A 23,075-nucleotide genomic window follows, 5' to 3' on the forward strand; every position below is an offset into this window, starting at 1 on the left:
TAAATGACAGTTAGTTTTGAAAAATCAGCAGAAAATCGCAGGGCAAATTCACAAAAATGGGCAGTTTCAGATGCAATCTTTTTTGATCAAAAGCATTTGCGTGATGATAAACCGTTATTACCAGAGATGGGCGAGCTTGAAGTATTACGCCATTTCACCAAGTTATCGCAAAAAAATTTCTCAATTGATACGCAGTTCTACCCACTGGGTTCATGTACAATGAAATACAATCCGCGTATTGCATTAAAGTGTGCATTTAATCCATCAATATTAAATATTCATCCATATCAAGATGAGCTAACACAACAAGGTCTTTTAGAGATGCTGTATGAGTTACAGGAGATATTGGCAGAGCTCACAGGAATGAATGGGGTGTCACTTGTGCCTTGCGCAGGTGCCCAAGGTGAGTTTGCCGGTGTACAGATGATAAGAGCCTATCATATTGCTAATGGTCAAGCACATCGCAATGAAATCATTGTGCCGGATGCTGCCCATGGCACCAATCCGGCAACCGCGGTGATGGCAGGATGCAAAGTGATTGAAATCCCAACATCACTTAAAACAGGTGATATTGATATTGAGGCATTAAAGAAAGTCCTAGGACCTAATACGGCAGGGATCATGTTAACCAATCCGTCAACGATGGGCGTATTTGAACGTGATATCGAACAGGTGGCTAAGCTTGTCCATGAGGCAGGCGGGCTTTTATATTACGATGGAGCAAACTTGAATGCGATTATGGGTAAAGCTAAGCCTGGTAAGATGGGGTTTGATGTGATGCATATGAATGTACATAAAACCTTTGCGACACCGCATGGTGGTGGTGGACCAGGGGGCGGACCAATTGCTGTGAATAAACGTTTGTTGCCTTATTTGCCAATACCAACGATTGTCAAAGAAGGAGATGCTTATCGTATCAAAGGCAAAGAGGTCATTCCAGAAACCATTGGTGCGATGCATGCCTTTATGGGAAATATCGGTGTATTAATTCGCGCGTATGTTTACCTTAAAACATTAGGTGGCAATGGTTTAACAAAGGCGTCAGAGATAGCCACTTTAAATGCCAACTATATGATGGCACGTTTGAAATTAGCAGGTTTCACCATTGCGTTACCTGATCGCCGTGCCTCACATGAGTTTATCGTGTCGTTAGCTCCCGAGAAAAAAGCCTATGGTGTTAATGCCAATGATTTTGCTAAGCAGCTTTTGGATCATGATATGCATGCGCCAACGATGTATTTTCCTTTGTTAGTGCCTGAATGTTTATTGATTGAGCCGACCGAAACTGAAACGCGTGAACAAATGAATGAATTTGTTGATGCAATGATCAGTATTCGTGAGCTTGCTCGAACAAACCCTGAGAAGATGAAACAAGCGCCATTAACACAACCGGTGAAACGTGTGGATGATGTTAAAGCCGTGCGTGAGTTGGATGTTGTCTTTGGACAATGTTGTTAATAAAGTAAGTAACGATGTATGAATAAGTTGCATCAGCTAGCACCTCTCCCCTTGTGGGAGAGGTCGTGCAGCATTAAGCTGCGCGGGTGAGGGGGAAATTAAAGTGCAACTTATTCTTGATTCATTACCAAGAGGTTATTTCGAGCGTTTGTTTGCAATATTTGAGTGAATGAACGCTATAATAATCAAACCAATCCCAACAGTTCCTGTTAACCATTCTGGTACATGGGTATAGATCTTGATAAACATCACAACTGCTAAAAAGCCAATGGCATAATGCGCACCGTGCTCAAGATAACGAAATTTAGTTAGCGTTTGATGCTCAACAAAGAAAATCGTCAGTGAGCGTACATACATCGCACCAATACCCAAACCAATCATGATAATGAAAATATTGGTTGAAATGGCAAAGGCGCCAATAACACCATCAAAGCTAAATGATGCATCTAACACTTCAAGGTATAAAAAGCCCATTAAACCGTTTTGCATGACTTTTCCGGTCATGTTACTACCAAAGGCGTGATTTAAAATACCTAATGCTTCATGCACCATTAAGCCCATTAAAAAGGCAAGTGCCAGTGTGCCGCCTTGATTAGTATCTGCATTGTAAATAACGATAAAGCCAATAATCAATGCAAAGATAATATAGCCACCAGGGTAGTGACGAATCAGGCTAATAAATTTATTCTCCTCAATTGCAGTGATCCAATGCAGTTCATGCTTCTCAGCGACAAAAAACTTTAAGAAAACCATGATCAGAAAGCCGCCACCAAACGCGCAAATCGTAGGGAAACCAAGCTCTAAGGCATGTTGATAAGCCGCAGGATCATTGGTGGCAAGTTTGAAGACATCAAGAAAAGAGAGGCTTGTCGTCACACTGACCAAGAGGATAGGAAATATTAAGCGCATACCAAATACAGCAATGGGCAAGCCAACCCAGATAAATATCTTTTGCCATTTTTTAGGCATTTTTGCCAATACTTTAGCATTAACGACGGCATTATCAAAACTCAATGAAATCTCCAAAAGAGATAATACCAAAATCAAATAAAGTGCATAAAGTTTGTGTGTTGGTTCAAGCATGATGGCAGCAATGATACCAATGATGGTGATGAAAAAAGCACTGTAAAAATATTTAAGGTTTTGATGCATGTTTATTATCCTTTTATCCTTGCCATTGTTTCATTTGTGGTAAATTTAGCCCAAAAACATCGAGTGTACGATAAACAAAGTCATCGATAATGTCATCAAGCGTTTGCGGTTTGTGATAAAAAGCAGGTACAGGTGGCATAATAATTGCGCCTGCTAATGTTGCTTTTTGCATATTTTCAATGTGTATTAAGCTAAAGGGCGTTTCTCTTAAGCAAATGATGAGCTTACGACGCTCTTTTAGTACCACATCCGCCGCACGCGCAATTAACGAATCTCCAATGCCACTGGCGATCTCAGCCAATGTCTTGGTGGATGATGGAATGATGATCATGCCATCCGTTGGGTAGGAACCACTGGCAATTTTGGCGCCAATATCAGCATTAGCATAACAGCTATGTGCTAAGGATTTGATTTCTTGTGAGCGATACGCTGTTTCGTATTCACGCGTCATCTCGGCAGGCTTTGATACGATTAAATGCGTTTCAATACCTTGGTTTTTTAGAACTTTAAGCATTCTGACAGCATATTCAATGCCGGTGGCACCGGATAACGCAATAATAATTCGATTATGTTTAAGCATGTGCTTGAGTGATAAAGTGATATTTGAAATTGGCTGGGAGTATATATCACAGGTGCAGTATTTTATAGGGGTTAATCAGAGTAATTGTTTTTTGTAGGGGCGTATTGCATACGCCCAATACTTTCTGTGTTGCTTAAATTTTATTTTATTTTTCTTCACCGCTGTTTCACAGCTGATGTGACCTACTTTTGGCATTGCCCCAAAAGTAGGCAAAAACGCTAGCCTCACAAATTTCTTAACGCTTTTAAAACAGGTGCTTTGCAAACTCGTTGCACTCAAACAGTGCAATGCACTTATCTGTTTTAAAACCTAAAATTTGCTATGGCAATATTCCAGTCAGCACCCGTTGGCTGTGCGTCAGTCAAATCCATGAGGTGGAATGTAGCCATGTCCTATCAAGCTTCGATGGTAACCTTAATGCCCATTAACGTTTTGCGCCCAATACCATGGATGAGATTTTTGCACTGTTTGAGTGAAACGAGTTAGCAAAAATCCCATGGGATTGGCGTTAACAAAACGTGTCGGGCGAGCTTTTTGGTGACTTTTTTGCGGGAAAAAAGTCACTGCCATCAGCCACGACAGTGGCGGGCATCATCACTTATTACTCAGTAACCGTTGTCATCCATGACAAAATGGATTGCCACGCGTCCTACTCGCAATGACAAAAGGCGTCATCCTGAGCCACCTCTTTTCTTGTCATCCTGAGCCAGGATGGCGTGAGGATCCAATGCGAAGCTGCCATGGATGGTTAGCGATTCTCCTAAAGGTAGTGCTATTGACTCTATTGCAAAGGCTTCAACGTGCGATAAAGACTAAATAGAAAATACACCAAAATATAACTAACAATCGTCCAAGTCAAAAGGGTATTGGAAACTGGCCAGATAAGTGCTGATGCAATCGTTGCAGCGCCCCAAATTAGGGTGTAAATAAACATCAATGAAATAATGGATTTACGCTTGCTTAAATAATTCATACGTGATGGGTAGATATATTTAATCGGCACAAAGGTCAAAATAGTTAACGCAATAATAATAACAAAGTTGGTGGTGCCTGAGAATTGGAAATAAATCAGATAGTAAATTGCCAGATTCCAATAACTTGGAAAGCCCTTAAAGAAATGATCTTTGGTTTTGGCATCAATTTGACAAAATTGATAGCATGAAGCGAGCATGATCAAAATAAGAGCGAGTGTTTTAAAGCCATCAGGTACCACATCGGTGATATAAACCCATACAGCAGGAATAACGGCATAATTGGTGAAATCGATAATATTATCTAATAAGCCACCATCTAAAGGTGCCAACTTTTTAATGTCAACGCGACGTGCTAACGTGCCATCAGCAGCATCGATTAAAATCGCAATGACGACATAGAGGAAAGAAAGTTTTAAATAATGGATATAATCAAGATGGTTTCCTAGTAACTTAGCAGCATAAGCTTGTGCTGAGCTAGTTAACGCAAGTACTGAGAAAACAGCACCACTGGCGGTAAATAAGTGTACAAACCATGCGTAAATACGCTGAAAAAAAATAGGCATAGACTTTTAAAGTAAACTCAAAGTCTGGATAGGTTAGCAAAAAATACTTCAGATAGAAAGTTGTAAAAATTGTGAATGAACTAAAATCCTAAATCCGCCCAAATAGCATCAACTTTATCAACAATATCTTGACGCATGGTGATCACCTCACCCCATTCGCGCGTTGTCTCACCGGGGAGTTTATTGGTAGCATCCAGCCCCATTTTTGAGCCTAAGCTTGCCACAGGCGAGGCAAAATCCAAATAATCAATCGGTGTATTATCAATTAGTGTTGTGTCTCTTGTCGGGTCCATGCGTGTGGTAATTGCCCAGATCACATCCTCCCAAGATCGTGTGTTGATGTCCTCATCAACAATAATCACAAACTTGGTATACATGAATTGACGTAAGAATGACCAAACACCCATCATTACGCGCTTGGCGTGTCCTGGGTATTGTTTTTTGATACTGACAACTGCCAAGCGATAAGAACAGCCCTCAGGTGGTAGATAAAAATCCACGATTTCAGGAAATTGCTTTTGAATGATGGGCACGAATATCTCATTAAAGGCAACACCCAAAATAGCCGGTTCATCTGGCGGGCGTCCAGTGTAGGTGCTGTGATAAATAGGATTTTTGCGATGGGTGATTTTCTCAACTGTGAATACAGGGAATTTTTCAACTTCATTATAATAACCCGTATGATCGCCAAAGGGTCCTTCCTCGGCGATATCATTAGGATATATAAAGCCCTCAAGAATGATCTCAGCATGCGCCGGTACCATAATATCTTCACCATGGAGGATCGAAGGGGTGAGTTCCGTTTTGCTACCTCGCAATAATCCGGCAAAAGCATATTCAGAGAGCGTATCGGGAATGGGGGTTACTGCGCCTAAAGTAGTCGCAGGATCTGCTCCCAATGCAACGCACACTGGGAAAGGCTTCTCGGGATTTGCTTTGCACCAAGCTTGGTAATCAAGCGCGCCACCTCGGTGATGAAGCCAACGCATAATAAGGTGATTCTTACCAATGACTTGTTGGCGATAAATGCCTAGATTTAAGCGCTCTTTCCGAATACTATTGGTGATGGTTAAGCCCCATGTCACAAGAGGAGCAATATCTCCAGGCCAACAGGTTTGTATGGGCATTTGATAGAAATCGATATCATCTTTGTTAATGATTACCTCACGACACGGTGCATTCTTGATTACTTTAGGTGACATCTTTAAGACTTGTTTTAAAATAGGCATTTTATCCCAAGCATCTTTAAGACCTTTTGGTGGTTCGGGTTCTTTTAAATACGCGAGAAGTTTACCAATTTCGCGCAGTTGGCTGACATCCTCAGCACCAAGTGCCAATGCAATGCGTTTTTCAGTGCCAAATAAGTTGGTTAATACTGGCATATCATGATTTTTAGGGTTTTCAAATAAAAGGGCAGGTCCTTTGTTATGAAGTACGCGCGATGAGATCTCAGTCATCTCGAGAAAAGGTGATACTTCTTGTTTGATGCGTTTTAGCTCACCCATTTCCTCTAAGTGATCTAAAAATTCGCGTAAATCTTTGTAGTTCAGCATAAATGCCTTATCAATTTATCTCAAGATGACGCTTATGGTAATGATTCAAGATGCAAAAAAGCAAGTGTGACGCTTTGATTTCTCACAAGTACGAAGTGTTAACCGTCTCTTGAGCACAGTCGAAGGGTGCGGTATATAATGGCTTCGACTTACGCTCAGCCAACGTGAAATAACCTCTCCCCTTGCGGGAGAGGTCGTGCAGTATAAGCTGCACGGGTGAGGGGAAAAGCTTAAACCAACTGTTTTTTATTTGGAAATAGATAAACAAGTACAAATTTTACGTGAGTGAATTCTTCATTTATCTAAATGATCAGGTTAGAATGTCGAGCATTGATGAATTTAATGAGTTGTTATATACAAATGTCATTAGGAAAAGAAGATCTAAAACAGGCGGGATTAAAGATCACGCAACAAAGATTAAAAATATTACGTATTTTTGAAGAATCAGAGCAGCGCCATTTATCTGCCGATGATGTGTATAGAGTCGTTAAAGAAAAAGAAGAAGATATTGGAATTGCAACCGTTTATCGCGTGTTGGCGCAGTTTGAGTCAGCTGGATTGTTGCAGCGCCTAAACCTTGGGCGTGAGCAAGCGGTATATGAGCTTGATTCGGATGACCATCACGATCATATGATTTGTGTCAAATGCCACAAGGTAGAAGAATTTGTTGATCATGTGATTGAAGCCAGACAGGTTAAAGCGGTAGAGGAGTTAGGAGGCAAACTTGTTGAGCATAGCTCAGTACTCTATATCGAATGTAAGGATTGTTTAAATAACAAAAAGAAGTAAATCTATACAAAAGCACGTTAAAATACAACACTAGCAGATAGTGTTAGCATGCTGACGTTGCCGTTAGGAATACCGTAGAATAATCCTGATTGCCCATTGTGTGGCATAATGTAACTATATTCGCCTTTCAAGACAATGTTCTGTGCAATATAACGATTTAAGCCAACGGATACAGTGGTTTGATTTTCTGGAATTTCAGTTGGCCAATTTTTGGGGTTGTTCAGTGTGTCACTATTGGTTGTGTGTAAATTAGCAATGCTAATATACGGTAACCAATTGTCGGTGTTATAACCAATAGTCATATATTCACCAAGTAAAGATGCCATTGGATCTGCTTTGCGATAAGCGACTTCAGCGCTGAGCATTAGATTGTGAATATTCCAACTAGAGCCTAAGCTTAAAAATTGGGCGTTAATGCCATTTTTATTATTGGTTTGACCTTTGATAGTCGCTGATACATCAACCTTACTGTATAGATAAGCTCCATGTAGACTAAAGCTGCCATTGTTTAAATCAACACTTGAGCCAATGAGATTATAGGCTTTGCCAGCTAAGGTGATTTTATCTTGTGAGGTTAGATCAAGACGCATCATCGCATCGTATTTAAAATCGTTTTGACCGTAAAAAGGGGATAATGTCAGCTGCCAATTTTGATTTAAATTAATCGTATAATCTGCCTTGACGCCATTGAATGAATAAAAAGGAATAATGCGATAAACTTCATTGGGTAAAAAAGTATAAGGATAGCTGTAACCTACATCGATTTGTTGCGAGTACATGTAAGAAGGTAGTTGCATACGTCCAGCACTGACACGCAAATTCGAGCTGACTTTATAAGCCAGATAAAGCCATGGTGTTGTCAGGTTAAAGGCATTATGACCATTGGTACTATCACCATTGGCAACCACTTGACCAACCGCACTAAAGCCACTGCCTAAATCAGCGGATAATTGTAAACCTAATAATGAAGGTGTTGCAAAATTAGGATGATTGTCAACTGTGCCATGTCCTGGCATAGCATAAGGTGTGGAGCTAGTGCTTGTCGTCATACCGGTTGACGCAAAACCACTGATATCAACACCGACCTGTCCTAGATTAAAAGTATGCGCGTAAATCGGCGCGATGGTGATCAGGTTGGCGGCGATCAATAGTGATATTTTTGATTTATTGTAATTCATTGAGTAACCTCTACTTTAATTATTTTTTGTTTTGAGTGACAGGCGCCAAGATATCAATAAAATGATTTCAATCTAAGCAAAGGAAATAATGAAATGATATATTTGCTGGCATATAGTGTCAGTACATGCAGTGTTTTCTAGGTCTTACAGGAAGAAATATTAAATTATCACAGCCAGTACTTTTACTGTCGTTAACGTGTGCTTTTAATTCTGTGCAAGGTATAAAAGTGACAACAAAAGACAAGAATTTATATCAAATGACCTATCTCAAACCGTTGTCAAAATTAATATTTCGTTGAAAATGCAGGTTATGTTATTCATGGAATGTTAGATAAAATAGGAGCATTAATATGGCGAATCAATATGCGGATAGTTTTAGGGATTATATTTTAAAAAGATATAAAAAACCGATAGATGAGGTATTGGCTATTTTTTCCTATCGCAATATGACCTATCGTGATGTTGCTGAGCTGACGGGCTACAAAGAAACCACCGTGCGTAAGTGGTGTCGTTATTTTGATGTCCAATTATATAGTGATTATGAACCTTCAAAGCATTACGCTGTTGATATATTAAGTGCGGTTCGTAGTGAAAAGCTCAGTTGTGATAATGTCTTGTTTCGACCTTGGCGTCGTCAGTTTTCGCATGGGTTGTATGTCAAAACGATATTTTAATTTAGCTGCATTGATATTAATTCATGTATGCTAGCACAAATGAAGAAAGCGTAAGTAATCAGTCAATGAGAAAAAGCATCAAACCAACTCATTTTAATAAGGGCGATAACTGCCAAGCAATGCTCAAGCACGGTAAATACTTCGTTTTGCAGTGGTTTCGCTTTGTACTAATGGTAATGTTTACAGTAACCTTGCTATTTAATAGTTGTTTTGCACAATTGCTGGTGATAGCAAATAAAGATTTTCCAGAAAAGCAATTAACGCCACAGTCGCTGCTTGCGTTGTACACTTATAGCAATCATCTTAATAGCACGAATGTGACAACCATTGAACAAACCGATAGAAATATCAATTCGATATTCTATAATGCACTGGGTGTTGATACTTCTTATATTACGCGCACACGTGCCCAAGCCCAATTCTCATCGCCCTTAGAGTTTTGTCCACCCTTGGTATTAGGCTCAGCACAAGCCGTAGTTGACACTGTAGAAAAGCATGATAATTATATTGGTTACATTGTTGTGTCACCCGAGCAATCATTACCAGATGATGTCAAAGTTATTTATCAATCGCCGACAAGTGCTCATTATTATCAACGTATTAACACACCAAAAACAACGAATCATTTACAAGCGGGTGATATTTGCTATCTAGAGCATGGCAAGAAAGTCTGCTTGAGCTGAGTGATTCTTATATACTTAAGAATTAGCGTTCACAAAACGTGTGGGGCGCGCTTTTTGGTGACTTTTTTGCGGGAAAAAAGTCACTGCCATCAGCCATGTTAGTGGCGGGCATCATCACTTATGGCCACTCACTAATTATTATCCTAAGTTTCTCCACCGCTGTTTCACAGCTGATGTGACCTACTTTTGGCATTGCCCCAAAAGTAGGCAAAAACGCTAGCCTCACAAATTTCTTAACGTTTTTAAAACAGGTGCTTTGCAAACTCGTTGCACTCAAACAGTGCAATGCACTTATCTGTTTTAAAACTTAAAATTTGCTATGGCAATATTACCGATCCCCGCTCGTTGGCTGAGCGTTATCTAACCCCATTATCGAGAGTTAATGATAAGGTGCATCTTTGATACATCTTGTGTAACTACTTTATTTTATGTTTGTGCTAAAGTTTCTGCTTAAGGATGACATCGCAAAACAGGCAGTGTAAAGCATGAAACACTATTGTATAGTTGTTATTGGGTTGATCGGATTAATCAAAGTACTTTCCTTCGTTGATGTAAGTTATGCAAACTATCCATTAAAAACACAGCTCAAAGACCAAGGCAATGTGCTAACGGTTAATCAAATGTCATTCTTTGTCCCTAAAAAAGATTCAGTGTGCGCCTATGAGATTATTGAGCAAAAAGATCAAACGTCAACGCATAGTTACAATTGTCAATTACACATCTATCATAATGCAGAAGATAACTCAATCGTGTTAACCTATGAGATTAAAGGGCAATGGACAACTCAGTATTCACAAGGAGAAGATGGATGGCATTGGCGGATTACAGAGGTTCCTAATCCAACAAGCACTTTACAGTTGTATTCGCCATTTTACCTTGAGTTTAAGGACATGGGGGTTAAGATGAGTATTGTCAGCCCCACGAGCTTGTATAGTCAATTGACCATCAATGGTGGACTATTGGTTGTTGGTAGGAAATTACACACTCTGTCGACTGTTGCTAATATTTCCTTAAGCTCAGGCTATCCAGTATTTGAAGGATCTATCAAATGGGGTGTGCATCACACGGTTTCCGTTTGAGTTAAAAATAATGATTAATTTTATGTATCAAAATGTATTTTTATGCACAAAATTATATCTATTTTGACATGCTAAGATCATTTTAACTTACTCTTTACCCTTTAATCTATAAGCTTTTAGTGACATATTTCATGCTTTGCTAAATGCGCCATATTCTTTGATACTATCGTCATTGGCAATAAAATGAAAATGGTGATAGTGATGAGTAACTTATGCACAGAATTTTATAATTTAGTTAAGAACTATCATAACTATATTGAAACCAATCAGAAGCTCAGGGAAGCCTTGAGTAAGCAGCTAAACACAATAATGTCAGAAGACAAAAAATGTGTGACTCTTAACAATGGATTTCATAATCTATTAAATAGCACAAATACCTTAACAGCAAGTGCGAAATACTGTGTTATGGGATCTGGGGTTCATCAATATGGTATCTCTCAATCAACTAAAAGCGAGAGTGAATTTTTTTATGGTGGACACTATCGTTTCTTAGGTTCATTAATTAAAAATGATGTACCTAAGCATCCCGACCTAAGTACCCACTTAACTTTTTGCCAAGAAAAGTATAAAAGTAATGATAAGCAGCTTAAAAGAGCGGTTCAAGAGGCGTTATCTTTATATAAAGCAGTCTATGGAGAACCCGCATTACAGCAAGCAATGGTAGCTAATACAAAAGTTTTTAATGACGAATTTAAGAGTAAATATAAAGATTATTTACCCAAGTATTTAGTTGAGTCAAATGACTACCCTCAAAGCAAAACCATCAGTTTATTAGATACCGATAATAAAGTCGATGATGACATTCAGTGGCAAAATGATCAATATTCTGTTCAAGAAGCGCTTTCTAAAACTGAATTTGCTACCCAAGATGAAAGTATAAGCTCAAATAACAACACCGCTTTTAGTAACCATAAGCCTCAAGATTTAGATGATATTGATTCAATTGAATTTCAAAAAAATCAGAAAGAGTCAGAATTTTTTTTAAATGAGGGCAAGGAACAAAGTGTTGATTTGGATCAATATAGTACAAACGAGTCATTATATGACGATAATAAAAATACGATTTTATCGTCATCAAGCATGGTTGAAGAAGAAAGCAATGATGATAACCTTGATAATTATTCGTCTCTTTTGAAAAGTCCATCTAATTACAAAAGAGATACATTAAGTTTTGGATATTCTAATTCAGTGTTGTATAACGAAAGTTTTCAGACAGCTGTATTTTTAAGTAAAGATGACTTTGAACAATATGCTATCGAAGTACAAGGATTAATCGAGGATTACAATAAAATTAAAAATGCAGTAGATAATAATATTGCTGAGGTAAATGACGGACTAGAAGATAAAAACAAAGACTATTATGCGACAAAACTTTATGCCGATGCTAATCACTTAAAAGGATCGCAAGCTAAAAATTTTAAAGACTGGCAAAATTATATAGAGCAAATCAGTAACACATTAAATAATTACCGTGATCAGAAGCAAAGTTTAGTTAATGAATTTAATGAATTGAGCATTAGTGAGCTATTAAAGAAGTATCGAAAACTTTTAGATAATCAAGTCAATAATAGCAATGACCGAGAAAATATCAGTAGCAAGTTATCTAAGCAGTGGGATCACATTAAAAATGCAGTTAATCAATTGCAAGAAATTAATACAAAGTTAGACGGTCTTAATCAGGCAGTAATAGTTTTAAATCATTTTGATGATCAATTATCTATATTTAAATCTCAATACAAAAGTAATAACACTGAGCACTTAAATTATATAACGAAGTTAGAGGAGGACAGAACACGAGATAGTGAAAATCAGCAAAAGCTTGCTCAATTGGAACTAATCAAGAAAAAGCTAGCTTTATTAAGCGAGAGACTTAATGAACAAGATAAATTATATCAAGAGGATTTGACAGAGTTAGATAGTTTAGACCCATTTTCTGATCATTCAAATGACTATTTAAATGCTAATTCGTCATTAATAGGTAATTATTCAATTGTAGAGAATGATGATCAAAAAAAATATATGGCTAAAGCAATGCAACGTAGACGTGATTCTATTTTGGCGCTAGGTAACACTATAAAAGCGCTAGTTAATGAATTAGCAGTTATACAAGAAAGTATTGATAATATTGATCAAGATAACGATGATAAATATTCTTTAGCAAACGTCGAAAACATCACAAAAAGCGTTGATGATATTGCAATGAAAATTAATGATCTTGATAGCCATGATTATTCTGATGTAAGGCGAAGCACTCAAGATCGAGCTAGCTTCATATCATTAAACAGCGATATAAATTTTAATCGATCCATTATAACGATTAATCAAACCAACCAAATCAAACCAAATAATCAACCACAGGAGAATAAAATGCCATTATTTCAAGATAATAACTATAACGATGATATTAAAGAAAAAGCACAATATCGTATGCTTAAGGCAACGTTGACTGATAATTCTACGAGTTTACTTAGCAATAATGATAATATTACTGATGGTAATAATCAGGTAGCCCTTAATCAATATTTATTTGCTGAAGCATATGCTATTTACAAAGCACACATAACAGATAATGAAGTAAATGATGGAAATAAAAAACAGAAATTAGCAACAAGAATTCGAAATAGCGGCGCTATTATTAAATTACAAGAATTATTAGTTAACGAATATAAGAAAACTTATCCAAAAAATGATTATAACAATGAGCTAATAGATACGGCTACAAAACAAGTCGCACTGGAAACAATGTCAATTTTTATTACGGATAAGGACTGTCAAAATCAACTAAAAGAGAAGTATAAGGAACAATTAAAACAGGAAAAACAGAAAAATCTTGATGATGATTATAAAGCTAAGTTAAATGAACTTAACAATCCTATTCTAGATGAAGATAACAATTTGGATTTTTTGAATAATTTAGATAATGATCCTCAAAATGAAGATCATAATGACAGCAACGATAATAAATTAAAAAATAGTTTAGATAAGGTTAAAAACGATCTGTTAGCTTTTGATAAAAATAAGAAGTTGAAGCAAGAGCAAAAAAATGATTTAAAGACAAAGCTATTAAATCAGCTCAACGAATTAGATAAAGTTGATGATAAGGATGAAGATAAAGAGTACAAAATAGGTGAAAACGACAAACAAGAAACGTTAAATGCTTTTTATGAGCAGTGTATTCAACTGGCAAATAAGGTAATGAATTATAACTATGCATTAGTTCAAAATATTGCAAGTCAATCACCTACTGATAAAGCTATTGATGTTACTCATGATAAGAAAGGTGTTGAGGTGATGCATAATGATCTAAATGACTTATTAGCTATGAAAGATGAGATGATTCAGCTCGGCGTATTAGACCAAAGTGACTCTTTGCTTGTCCATTTAGATGAAATGGGTAAGGGGATTTTGGCATATCAAGAAGCTTGTAATCTAAAACATTCTGAGCTTACAGAAAGTAATTTAAGCAAAATGATGGTAGGTGAAAAAACATTAAATAACGTTAGCATGGAGTCACTCTCTAATAATTCTTTTGCCTATAACACAAAATTGAATTTGAATAATTTAGAAACTTATAGTGCAAATACAGAGAATGAACTTGATTTAAAAAACTAAAACAATTAACTGTATAAATTTTATATGGAAAAAAATGATGAGATTAGAACTAAATTCTGCTTCCCGTCATTGCGAGCATGGATGCGTGGCAATCCAGTTGTGTCATGAACGACAATGATTATTTGGCAATAAGTGATGATATACAGCACATAGCATTACCGAATGATTGAAACTTGTTTATGATGCCCGCCACTGTCGTGGCTGATGGCAGTGACTTTTTTCCCGCAAAAGTTACCAAAAAGCTCACCCTACACGTTTTGTTAATGCCAATCCCATGGGATTTTTGCAAACTCGTTGCACTCAAACAGTGCAAAAATCTAATCCATGGTATTGGACGCAAAACGTTAATGGGCATTAAGTCAGCCGATCAAAGGTTATTTGATGCATTCGGCATAGTGAGGTTCGGAAAGGTGGTCATATAAGTGAGTAATGATTAACAAACAAGTTGCACTATTTTTTACCTCTCCCCTTGCGGGAGAGGTCGTGCGGCTTAAGCTGCACGGGTGAGGGGTATAATTGTCTTACACTGTTTGAGTGCAACGAGTTTGCAAAGCACCTGTTTTAAAAACGTTAAGAAATTTGTGAGGCTAATGGCACTGCCTTTAGGAGGATCAATAACCATCCATGGCAGCTTCGCATTGGATCCTCACGCCTTCCTGGCTCAGGATGACAAGTCAGAGGGGGGCGTTGCGAGCATGGATGCGTGGCAATCCATTTTATCAGGGATCATTGATTTAACTTCGTTGCAAAGCCTATATTTACAAGCTACTTTTTAAGGTAGTGCCATTAATTTGTGAGTCTAGCGTTCTTGCTTACTTTTGGGACAATGCCAAAAGGTTGAGCAGGGTTTAAAAAGCTACCAATCATTTTACCTTGTGTGATTTACCATGGTGAAAAATCGCCTTATCCTTTTAGCAATGATTTGTTGGATTGTTTTGAGGATGTCGAGCTTGCCAAAGAGTATGCATTTAAGCCTTTTAATTTAATTGATTTAACGATCGCGACAGATGACGATATAGCGAAATTACCACCGACGTTGTACTTTGAGTATTTGCTAAGACATGCACGTGATGAAGACTTTGCCGAGAAGCTAATAGACTTCATCGAGCAACATCCCCAGTTTGTTTATTACTTCTTGAGTGGTGGCGTAGATTTTTTAAATGTTGTATTATCTTATGTAGAGACAAGAAAGAATAAAGACCCTGAAAGTATCGGACGTTTAATAAAAGTAATAGACAATAAAACAGGTGGTGAGCTTATGAGTATTTTACAGCGTTGGCAAGATGAAGCGAAGTTACAAGGAGTGCTTTTAGGTAAAGCTGAGGGTAAAGCTGAGGGGCTACGAGAAAAAGCCTTAGCAACAGCTCGCAAATTACTTTTAATGGGCTTAGAGACTTCAAAAGTAGTTGAAGCGACTGATTTATCAATTGAAGAAGTAAGTGCTCTAGCGGACGAGTTAAAAGGCGGTATGCATTAGGTTTTGAGTTTAGGAGACTAGTTGCCTGTCCGAATTTCAGTCATCAGATATTTTATCCCAAGTAGCGTAATTTATATAGTGATTACAATACCTCTCATATTTTAGAGCGCAGTTAGAGACAAAGTGTCTGTTAGGTGCTATAAAGCTTAATGTTACAACATACTATTAACTTAATGATCATTCCCATCCATGGCAGCTTCACATTGGATCCTCACGCCTTCCTGGCTCAGGATGACAAAAAAGAGGAGGCTCAGGATGACAATAAAAAAAGGTTCATGATGATGTTTTTTGTGATTACGAGGAGGATGCGTGGCAATCCAGTTGTGTCATGGAAGATAACTGTCACTGAATAATAAGTGATTATGCCCGCCACTGACGTGGCTGATGGCAGTGACTTTTTTCCCGCAAAAAAGTCACCAAAAAGCTCGCCCTACACGTTTTGTTAACGCCAATCCCATGGGATTTTTGCAAACTCGTGATGGCCTCGACTAACGCTCAGCCAACGAGTGGTGACCAGAAAGATTGCCATAACAAATTTTAGGTTTTAAAACAGATAGTTTGTAATGAATTGGACATTAAAATTGATTTGTTAAGTGCTTAAAGCCTCAAAATACAAGCGTTTATGTAGATATATCTTAAGCAGTTTGTTTTGTGTATGCCAAAGATGATTTCTGATTAAATTGTAAAGAAACAAAGAAATCACAAGGAGCAATACAATGATGCAATTGAATAATAAATGGGGCTCAATATTATATGCTTTTGGTTTGTCGATGGTTACATCATATACTTACGCCAAGGCGGGAGTGAATGTATATGTCGACAATCATTGTGACAAAATACAGTATATTGAATCGCAAGTGGATGGCGTTGCAAAGCCAATAAAAGAGATTAGGCCCTATCAACGTACTTTCCTTGAGTATATTGATACAGGCTATTTATCATACGACAGCGAAGTTAAGTATTTTGTTTATCAAGATAACGCGAAACAAAACGCATTAGCAACTGTTGATATTTCCTTGCATAATTCATGGCGTAATAATCAATATACTGCCATGTCGTCAAATCAAGGAAATATTGCTATTGATATGCCTAGTCGTTCGTGGCATAACTGGATAGGCACTCCTAGTGTTACAATGCAACTATGTCCTAGAAAGCAACTTGAAATTTCAAAAAACGCGCTGCTTGACGGGGTGAAACGTGTTATCGTCTTTGGCGATAGTCTATCTGATGAAGGTAATTTATTTAGCATGACACAAGGTGTCGTACCAAGTGCACGCAATTACTATAACGGGATGTTTACTAATGGCAATACTTGGTCTGCCATTTTAAGGGGGCAGCTGTCAGCGCATGGTATACAAGTAAGTAATTATGCAGTAGGCGGTGCGACTACTTTATCTTATGCCGATACCGAACATCTGCCTTATACTTTAACCTATCAAACATATATGTATCATGCCAATGCGTTAAATGAAAACTGGCAAGATATCGATAGCACATTAGCAATTATCTGGATAGGTGGTAATGACTATCTGACACAGCCTCTTAAGTTAGATGAAAAAGCACAACAACAATTAACAACGGAGGTTGTGGCAAACATTAAGGCGACGATTGATGACTTGTCGAGCTCTGGTATTAAAAAGTTTTTGATTGTTAATTTACCTGATTTGTCACGTGTACCATCGTCAATCAGCATCAACAAAAATGCTGCTGTTACACGAGTGCTAACACAATTACATAACGAGAAACTACAGCAGATGGTCAAAGCGCTAGATGAGCAATACCCGCAAGAGTATACATTTAAGTTAGTCAATGTGGCAGATTTGTTTCAAAAATTTACAGGCAAAGCGCAAAGGGCAACACTCAATGATCAACATCATACGACGATCGATATTATCGATCGTCCTTGCTATCGAGGCGGTTATTCTTGGATAAATTCAGACATGGTGAAAGTTGCATATAGTGCTTATAGTGAGCAAGCCCTACCTGGGTTAATCAATTTAAAAGATATGTTTTATAACGGTTATCAATACTTTAATGTGTGTAGCAACCCTGAGAACTATCTTTTTTATGACTATGTTCATCCTACTGAGCAAGTACATAAAGTCATCTATAAAGAAATGGCTAAAAACGTATCATAAAGCATCAATTTGAAGCAAAAATTATATGCATATTGACTGATGCAAAGTGGCTAAATATGCTACCAGTTGTAATAAATTATACGAAATTGTATTTAAGTGACTGCATAAGGAAATAAGATGAAAAGTACAAATAAAATTTTAATCATTGATGATGATAAAGAAATATTAAGTCTTGTGTCAGATTTGCTAAAAAAGCATGGTTATAAGACGGAGTGTGCCGAAACGGCAGAGCAAGGACTCAAAAAATTACAATCTAAACCGGATTTGATACTGTTAGATATTATGTTACCAGATGGTGATGGTGTTGATTTATGTCGTCAAATTCGTAGTCAATGCGACATTCCTGTGATCATGTTAACCGCTGTTGATAGTGACATTAAGAGGATCTTAGGCTATGAGTTTGGGGCATGCCAGTACATTACCAAACCATTTAATCCAGATTTGCTCGTGGCACAAATAAAGAGTGTATTTAACATTAAACGCACGCCAAAAAAAATAAATTCTCGTTATATTTGTTTTGGTCCTTGGCGACTTGATATTTATGAAAGAACGCTTTTTGATCGTGATATGGTGACGGTTGAACTCTCCAGAGCCGAATACGATCTTTTGATGTTGTTAATTGAAAATGCACGGCGAGTTGTCTCAAGAGACCAGATCACAAAGTCAATGCATAACAGACATTATGATGGCATGGATCGTTCTGTGGATATCACCATAGGGCGTTTGCGTAAAAAAGTAGAGCAAAACACGGCTCAGCCGCGGCTAGTAAAAACAGTCCACAGCACTGGGTATATTCTAACCACGGATGTGCACTATACCGATAGCTTAACCGATGACTTTTCTTCAGAGTTGAGTGAAATGAATCACTTTTGATTTTTAGTGCTTTATACCATTTACAAAGCAGTCTGGAGTATTTCCTTTTTCACTCTATTGAGGTAAGACTTTTTAGAAATAATCACATCGCAATCAAGTATGCTGATGATTTTTTCCTGATTGCCGGTGATGTAACGTTCCCATAAACCATGTTTCTGCCCGTTAATGATAACGCAGTCGATATGGTTTTCTTCAACATATTCCTTAATTGCGTGAACGACTGAGTTGTCGATGATAACAACAGGCGTAAAATGATAATTATCGCCGACATGATTTATTGATTGTATCAGTTTCGCTTTGGCAGCATTGAGCTGATCCTCATTAAGTTCATTAATAATACCAATCAAAAAACCGGTTGTATCAAGTACTTTAGGTATTACGGTAACGATATGAAATTCAGTATTCTGGGGAAATAGTCGAAGACTGATTTCGTCGATCATACAGGTATGCTTTTCATAGATGTCTAGCGCATAGAGTACTTTTAGTGGCTTGTTTTGTACATTTTCCATAAATATATCCTTGATTTCGAAGTTACAGTACGGTGCTGATCGTATGTGTTTTTTGATGGGAAAAGTATGTGTGACAAGTGACAATGTGTAACATTAACTATGATAAATAGTGCATCAATATCTGAATGTGGCACTGGTGAAATCAATGTGTTATTTCACTGCAAATATGTCATTTTAAAATACATATTATTACAAGCAAGGCATCTTATTGCGTATATTTGTCACATTCAACAAAAGTGATGATGAAGTCAATGGCTAAAAAACTCAATAATGCAAAAGCAATACTGCAACGATCGCTATGTTTTGTCACCATTGTAATGTTCTTTTGGCAAAACACCCTTTATGCGGCAACATCAGTGATCAAGAATCAAAGTGATGAATCCGTCTTTAACAATGTATTAAGACAAGATTTTTCGATGTCTCCAACGCAAATAAAGAAGTTAAAAACCATCATTAGTGCACATCAGCAGGCAACAGAGTTGTCTCCCGGTGAGACATTAAGTGCACAAAATCGCACATTAAGCGCCAGTATTAAACCAGAGAATAGCAACCAAACACCTCTGGTTATTGCGACAAAGGGTATGGTAACCTCAGTAGTTATTACTGATCAAAACGGAACACCTTGGCCGTTGGATTCTTTTACTGTGGGTAATCCAGGTGATTTTAATGTCAAACAATCAGGCAAAAGTGTGCTATTAATTCAAGCACTTAAAGGCTACAGCCATACAAATATTGCTTTAATGCTCTCAGGTGTTGCGGTTCCACTCATGGTCAATGTGATTTCAGGGCAAAGTAGCTATGATTCACAAGATTATATTCAGGTTCAAGCTACACAAGCCGGCAAACAAAGTCAGACAAAGCTTGGGCAAGCACCTAAATACCTACAAGATCTACTGGCAGGTATACATTTAGCTGGCGCGAAATCACTTGATATTGAAACAGACTCAGATGCCAAAATGTGGGTATATCAAGGTAAATATCTTATTTTAACAAGTGCCAGTTTGTCCTCCCCAGGCTTTGATGCGCAAGCCTATAATACGATGAGTCATATGCACGCCTATAGTTTACCCAAAGCACCTTATATTTTATTAACAGATAAAAATGGACAGACACAAAGTATTCAGGTTACAGGCGAGGCGCAATCATGAAAGGGGTAATCAAAAAGCTATTGAGTATGCCAAGATCACGTATTGTTATTGGTGTGATGTGTGTTTTCTTTATTGTCGGTTTTGCTGTGAATAGTTGCTCAAATACAACTGATACAGATCGTGGACAAAAGATGAATTCTTCGATTGAAGATACACCGCTTAATTTGCAGCACAATAGCGCGATTTCGGCAAATGACTATCAACAAAAGTTAGACCACTATAATAGTGATCAATATCATCAAGCAGAGATCACTGGGAAAAGTTATTTCCAACAGCCTAATGGGCGCATCAATGATGTTAGTGGTGACAGAAGTAATCCATTAACTGATCAGCAGAATGGGCAACAGAAAGAAAAGAAAAAAGAGAAGCAAGAGAAGCAAAAAGGGCAATATAGTCAAGGTACACATACTTCAACAGTGTCTTCTAATAGTCTGGCATCAGTACAAAGCGTGCATGCACGTCATATGAAGCTGGCGCATTCGTTATCAGAAGATGAGTCATCAACGCTTGCGCAACGTGCGCAAAAAGATTTGGATGATGTTTATGGTCAAACAATTGACAATCAACAGGCGCAACAACTGTACCAAAAAGATGTACAAGGGGTTGTTGCCAAATGGTCAAATCAATCCAACATGGAGACCAAAGATGCGCCTAAAGATAATGCAAATATGACAAATAACGGTCAGATTAGTCATCAAAACAAAGCCGTATTGGTTAAAGCAGGATACATCGGCTTCGCGGTGATTGATACCTCTGTTAATAGTGATCAGATTGGGACACCTGTATTGGCACATATTGTTGAGGGGTCTTTGAAAGGTTCGAAGCTCCTTGGCAGCTTTACTCGTGAGGGTGACTATATCGTGGTCAAATTTAACTTAATGTCCATGCCAAGCAGAAGTAACAGTATTTCAATTAATGCTTATGCAGTTGATGGCTCAACCGCGCAAATTGCATTAGCCAGTGATGTTAATCATCACTATATTGAGCGCTATGGCAGTTTATTTGCAGCAGCATTCTTGCAAGGATTTGGAACCTATTTTTCAAATCAAAATCAAAATCAGCAGATTTGTTTAAGTGGTCAAAGTGGTGGGTTATTGCCATGTTTTAATGTCAATAGCAACAATCAGCCTTCAGTAAAAAGTGCCGCATTTTCGGGACTGGGGCAAGTGGGTACAGCATTAAGTAGCAATATGGCGTCAGTCTTTAACAGACCACCAACCGTGAAGTTATATCAAGGTACTGGCGTTGGTATTTTATTTACCAATGACGTAAATGCATGAGCGTGACAATGAAAGGAAAAACGATGAAACAAAAACGATTAGCAATAGTTGAAAAGCTAAAAAAAATAAAAGGGCTAGATAAATTAAAACAATTACGCATTGACGCTCGTTTGATGACGTTATTTGAACGCGTTAAAAAGGGTAACGGTTTTCGTTTGCAGTTTGCGCATGTGCTCATGGCTGGAACCGTTGCAGTAATTGGGTTGGGTGTGTATTTAGGGTATCGAATCATCGTACCTTATAAACCACAAGCGGTTACACAAACTGTTAACCCAGGGTTTGGTGACTTTCAAGCAGTACATCCAAATCCTATCCAAAAGAGTGATAATACAAAGCTTATAACCAATAGCCAAAGCAATACATTGTCGATGGCATCGCATGCGACCAAAGCATCGCCAGAGGCTCAAGACGGTAACACGGACATGTTGGTGAATAAAGCCAATACTACATCACATTTAAGCAATGCGCTGACTCATGCTCATGAGTCAACAGCAGCAATAGATAAAGAAGGTAAAGGAAGTAAAGTCAATGATCAAGATAATGAAAATCGAATAAATAAAGAGAATAAAGAAAATAAAGAAAATAAAGAAAATTACAAGCGTGTTGCCAGTAGTACACTTGCAGTGTCAGATTCAACGATCGTCACAAAAGATCATAAGCTAAACGAAGACACACCAATCGATGCCAAGCAACAGGTTGCAAGCGCAAAGCATACTGTGCCTGATCATGCTCAAGCGCCAGTGACGTCTAAGCATCTGCCTGTCAATGATGCGTTAACCAATCAGGTTGATAGTGCGTCACAAAAGATAGGTCAAGCCCATACAAATACTCAAATTGAAACCTCTTTACAAACAGGCACGCATGCAAAGGTATTAAATCAGAGCATATCGGCACTTGAGCAACAGGTCAGTATGTTATCTGAGCAACAAAAGCGATTGCTTGAGCTAGTTAAAACTCAACAGCAAATGCAAGAAAAACAGCAACAGCAATTAGCGCAAAAAGCACAGCAAAGGCAAAACAAGTCGATTGATTCACTCATAAGTGGCAATGATATCACGGCGCAAAAACTCCAACAGATGTATGAAATGTTGCATGCGTTAATGATGAAAAATACTTTAATCAAAAACCCATTATCGCTCGTTGCTGTGGTTGGAAACTATGCGTGGTTACAAAATAATAAAGGGGTTACGCAATCGATTACGCTTGGCAGTAAAATTGATGGCTATGGTGAAGTGCTCAAAATTGATGATCAGAAAAATCAAGTTTTGATGAGCTCAGGTTATATTTTTAAATAAATAACGGTTATGACAATATTATCCATCAAAGCCGTAAGGGCAATTCATGCGGCGGCAATT

Annotated in this window: 18 protein-coding genes; 12 read left to right on the top strand and 6 right to left on the bottom strand. The window is 37.8% G+C overall.

Features of this window, described 5'->3' with window-relative positions; genetic code table 11:
• Positions 1-3 precede the first annotated feature (3 nt).
• Positions 4-1,458, top strand: coding sequence for an aminomethyl-transferring glycine dehydrogenase subunit GcvPB (gene gcvPB / locus ACZ5V8_RS03890; RefSeq protein WP_464218420.1), 1,455 nt, complete (start codon positions 4-6; stop codon positions 1,456-1,458).
• Positions 1,459-1,593: 135 nt separating this feature from the next.
• On the opposite strand, the gene ACZ5V8_RS03895 is transcribed toward gcvPB, so the two are convergent.
• From ACZ5V8_RS03895 to ubiD, 4 genes are all read right to left on the bottom strand, one after another.
• The gene (locus tag ACZ5V8_RS03895; protein ID WP_464218421.1) at positions 1,594-2,610 is read right to left on the bottom strand and encodes a DUF475 domain-containing protein; all 1,017 of its coding nucleotides are present in this window, start codon (positions 2,608-2,610) and stop codon (positions 1,594-1,596) included.
• A gap of 13 nt (positions 2,611-2,623) precedes the next feature.
• Positions 2,624-3,190, bottom strand: a complete 567-nt coding sequence (locus ACZ5V8_RS03900) for a UbiX family flavin prenyltransferase (protein ID WP_464218422.1) — start codon at positions 3,188-3,190, stop codon at positions 2,624-2,626.
• Between the two features lie 781 nt (positions 3,191-3,971).
• Positions 3,972-4,727 carry a CDP-alcohol phosphatidyltransferase family protein gene (locus tag ACZ5V8_RS03905; protein ID WP_464218423.1) on the bottom strand — a complete coding sequence of 252 codons (756 nt, stop codon included), beginning with the start codon at positions 4,725-4,727 and terminating at the stop codon, positions 3,972-3,974.
• 80 nt (positions 4,728-4,807) lie between these two features.
• Positions 4,808-6,277: a 4-hydroxy-3-polyprenylbenzoate decarboxylase gene (gene ubiD, locus ACZ5V8_RS03910; RefSeq protein WP_464218712.1), complete on the bottom strand. Its 1,470-nt coding sequence runs from the start codon at positions 6,275-6,277 to the stop codon at positions 4,808-4,810.
• Between the two features lie 363 nt (positions 6,278-6,640).
• Between ubiD and ACZ5V8_RS03915 the strand changes: the two genes are divergently transcribed.
• A complete protein-coding gene (locus ACZ5V8_RS03915; protein ID WP_464218424.1) occupies positions 6,641-7,069 on the top strand; it encodes a Fur family transcriptional regulator in 429 nt (142 codons plus the stop codon).
• Positions 7,070-7,086: 17 nt separating this feature from the next.
• On the opposite strand, the gene ACZ5V8_RS03920 is transcribed toward ACZ5V8_RS03915, so the two are convergent.
• Positions 7,087-8,247: a hypothetical protein gene (locus ACZ5V8_RS03920; RefSeq protein WP_464218425.1), complete on the bottom strand. Its 1,161-nt coding sequence runs from the start codon at positions 8,245-8,247 to the stop codon at positions 7,087-7,089.
• Between the two features lie 350 nt (positions 8,248-8,597).
• Here ACZ5V8_RS03920 and ACZ5V8_RS03925 point away from each other — a divergent pair, with 350 nt between their 5' ends.
• The 7 genes from ACZ5V8_RS03925 to ACZ5V8_RS03955 all read left to right on the top strand — a co-directional run bounded on the left by ACZ5V8_RS03925 (position 8,598) and on the right by ACZ5V8_RS03955 (position 18,783).
• Entirely contained in the window at positions 8,598-8,921 is a 324-nt protein-coding gene (locus ACZ5V8_RS03925; RefSeq protein WP_464218426.1) for a hypothetical protein, read from the top strand.
• Positions 8,922-8,986: 65 nt separating this feature from the next.
• Positions 8,987-9,604, top strand: a complete 618-nt coding sequence (locus ACZ5V8_RS03930) for a hypothetical protein (protein WP_464218427.1) — start codon at positions 8,987-8,989, stop codon at positions 9,602-9,604.
• A gap of 485 nt (positions 9,605-10,089) precedes the next feature.
• On the top strand, positions 10,090-10,683 hold the full coding sequence (locus ACZ5V8_RS03935; protein WP_464218428.1) for a hypothetical protein: 594 nt from the start codon (positions 10,090-10,092) through the stop codon (positions 10,681-10,683).
• A gap of 309 nt (positions 10,684-10,992) precedes the next feature.
• Positions 10,993-14,295 (top strand): hypothetical protein, encoded by a 3,303-nt coding sequence (locus ACZ5V8_RS03940; protein WP_464218429.1) that lies wholly within the window; start codon positions 10,993-10,995, stop codon positions 14,293-14,295.
• Between the two features lie 862 nt (positions 14,296-15,157).
• Positions 15,158-15,772, top strand: a complete 615-nt coding sequence (locus tag ACZ5V8_RS03945; protein WP_464218713.1) for an Rpn family recombination-promoting nuclease/putative transposase — start codon at positions 15,158-15,160, stop codon at positions 15,770-15,772.
• 716 nt (positions 15,773-16,488) lie between these two features.
• Positions 16,489-17,910 carry an SGNH/GDSL hydrolase family protein gene (locus ACZ5V8_RS03950; RefSeq protein ID WP_464218430.1) on the top strand — a complete coding sequence of 474 codons (1,422 nt, stop codon included), beginning with the start codon at positions 16,489-16,491 and terminating at the stop codon, positions 17,908-17,910.
• A 117-nt stretch (positions 17,911-18,027) separates the two neighbouring features.
• Positions 18,028-18,783: a response regulator transcription factor gene (locus ACZ5V8_RS03955; RefSeq protein WP_464218431.1), complete on the top strand. Its 756-nt coding sequence runs from the start codon at positions 18,028-18,030 to the stop codon at positions 18,781-18,783.
• 20 nt (positions 18,784-18,803) lie between these two features.
• Here ACZ5V8_RS03955 and ACZ5V8_RS03960 read toward each other — a convergent pair whose 3' ends face one another.
• Entirely contained in the window at positions 18,804-19,292 is a 489-nt protein-coding gene (locus ACZ5V8_RS03960; protein ID WP_464218432.1) for a universal stress protein, read from the bottom strand.
• A 251-nt stretch (positions 19,293-19,543) separates the two neighbouring features.
• Here ACZ5V8_RS03960 and ACZ5V8_RS03965 point away from each other — a divergent pair, with 251 nt between their 5' ends.
• The 3 genes from ACZ5V8_RS03965 to ACZ5V8_RS03975 are packed head-to-tail and all read left to right on the top strand — an operon-like array spanning position 19,544 to position 23,015.
• Entirely contained in the window at positions 19,544-20,440 is an 897-nt protein-coding gene (locus ACZ5V8_RS03965) for a DotH/IcmK family type IV secretion protein (RefSeq protein WP_464218433.1), read from the top strand.
• A complete protein-coding gene (locus tag ACZ5V8_RS03970) occupies positions 20,437-21,720 on the top strand; it encodes a DotG/IcmE/VirB10 family type IV secretion system protein (protein WP_464218434.1) in 1,284 nt (427 codons plus the stop codon). The genes ACZ5V8_RS03965 and ACZ5V8_RS03970 overlap by 4 nt, the downstream gene beginning before the upstream one ends.
• Positions 21,721-21,743: 23 nt before the next feature.
• On the top strand, positions 21,744-23,015 hold the full coding sequence (locus ACZ5V8_RS03975; RefSeq protein ID WP_464218435.1) for a hypothetical protein: 1,272 nt from the start codon (positions 21,744-21,746) through the stop codon (positions 23,013-23,015).
• Positions 23,016-23,075 lie beyond the last annotated feature (60 nt).

The sequence above is a fragment of the Cysteiniphilum sp. GTC20157 genome, assembly GCF_055396795.1.

Excerpts from the sequence above, each read along its gene's own strand:
- gcvPB (WP_464218420.1), top strand. The coding sequence starts at position 4 with ATGACAGTTAGTTTTGAAAAATCAGCAGAAAATCGCAGGGCAAATTCA.
- ACZ5V8_RS03895 (WP_464218421.1), bottom strand. The coding sequence starts at position 2,610 with ATGCATCAAAACCTTAAATATTTTTACAGTGCTTTTTTCATCACCATC.
- ACZ5V8_RS03900 (WP_464218422.1), bottom strand. The coding sequence starts at position 3,190 with ATGCTTAAACATAATCGAATTATTATTGCGTTATCCGGTGCCACCGGC.
- ACZ5V8_RS03905 (WP_464218423.1), bottom strand. The coding sequence starts at position 4,727 with ATGCCTATTTTTTTTCAGCGTATTTACGCATGGTTTGTACACTTATTT.
- ACZ5V8_RS03915 (WP_464218424.1), top strand. The coding sequence starts at position 6,641 with ATGTCATTAGGAAAAGAAGATCTAAAACAGGCGGGATTAAAGATCACG.
- ACZ5V8_RS03920 (WP_464218425.1), bottom strand. The coding sequence starts at position 8,247 with ATGAATTACAATAAATCAAAAATATCACTATTGATCGCCGCCAACCTG.
- ACZ5V8_RS03925 (WP_464218426.1), top strand. The coding sequence starts at position 8,598 with ATGGCGAATCAATATGCGGATAGTTTTAGGGATTATATTTTAAAAAGA.
- ACZ5V8_RS03930 (WP_464218427.1), top strand. The coding sequence starts at position 8,987 with ATGAGAAAAAGCATCAAACCAACTCATTTTAATAAGGGCGATAACTGC.
- ACZ5V8_RS03935 (WP_464218428.1), top strand. The coding sequence starts at position 10,090 with ATGAAACACTATTGTATAGTTGTTATTGGGTTGATCGGATTAATCAAA.
- ACZ5V8_RS03940 (WP_464218429.1), top strand. The coding sequence starts at position 10,993 with ATGTCAGAAGACAAAAAATGTGTGACTCTTAACAATGGATTTCATAAT.
- ACZ5V8_RS03950 (WP_464218430.1), top strand. The coding sequence starts at position 16,489 with ATGATGCAATTGAATAATAAATGGGGCTCAATATTATATGCTTTTGGT.
- ACZ5V8_RS03955 (WP_464218431.1), top strand. The coding sequence starts at position 18,028 with ATGAAAAGTACAAATAAAATTTTAATCATTGATGATGATAAAGAAATA.
- ACZ5V8_RS03960 (WP_464218432.1), bottom strand. The coding sequence starts at position 19,292 with ATGGAAAATGTACAAAACAAGCCACTAAAAGTACTCTATGCGCTAGAC.
- ACZ5V8_RS03965 (WP_464218433.1), top strand. The coding sequence starts at position 19,544 with ATGGCTAAAAAACTCAATAATGCAAAAGCAATACTGCAACGATCGCTA.
- ACZ5V8_RS03970 (WP_464218434.1), top strand. The coding sequence starts at position 20,437 with ATGAAAGGGGTAATCAAAAAGCTATTGAGTATGCCAAGATCACGTATT.
- ACZ5V8_RS03975 (WP_464218435.1), top strand. The coding sequence starts at position 21,744 with ATGAAACAAAAACGATTAGCAATAGTTGAAAAGCTAAAAAAAATAAAA.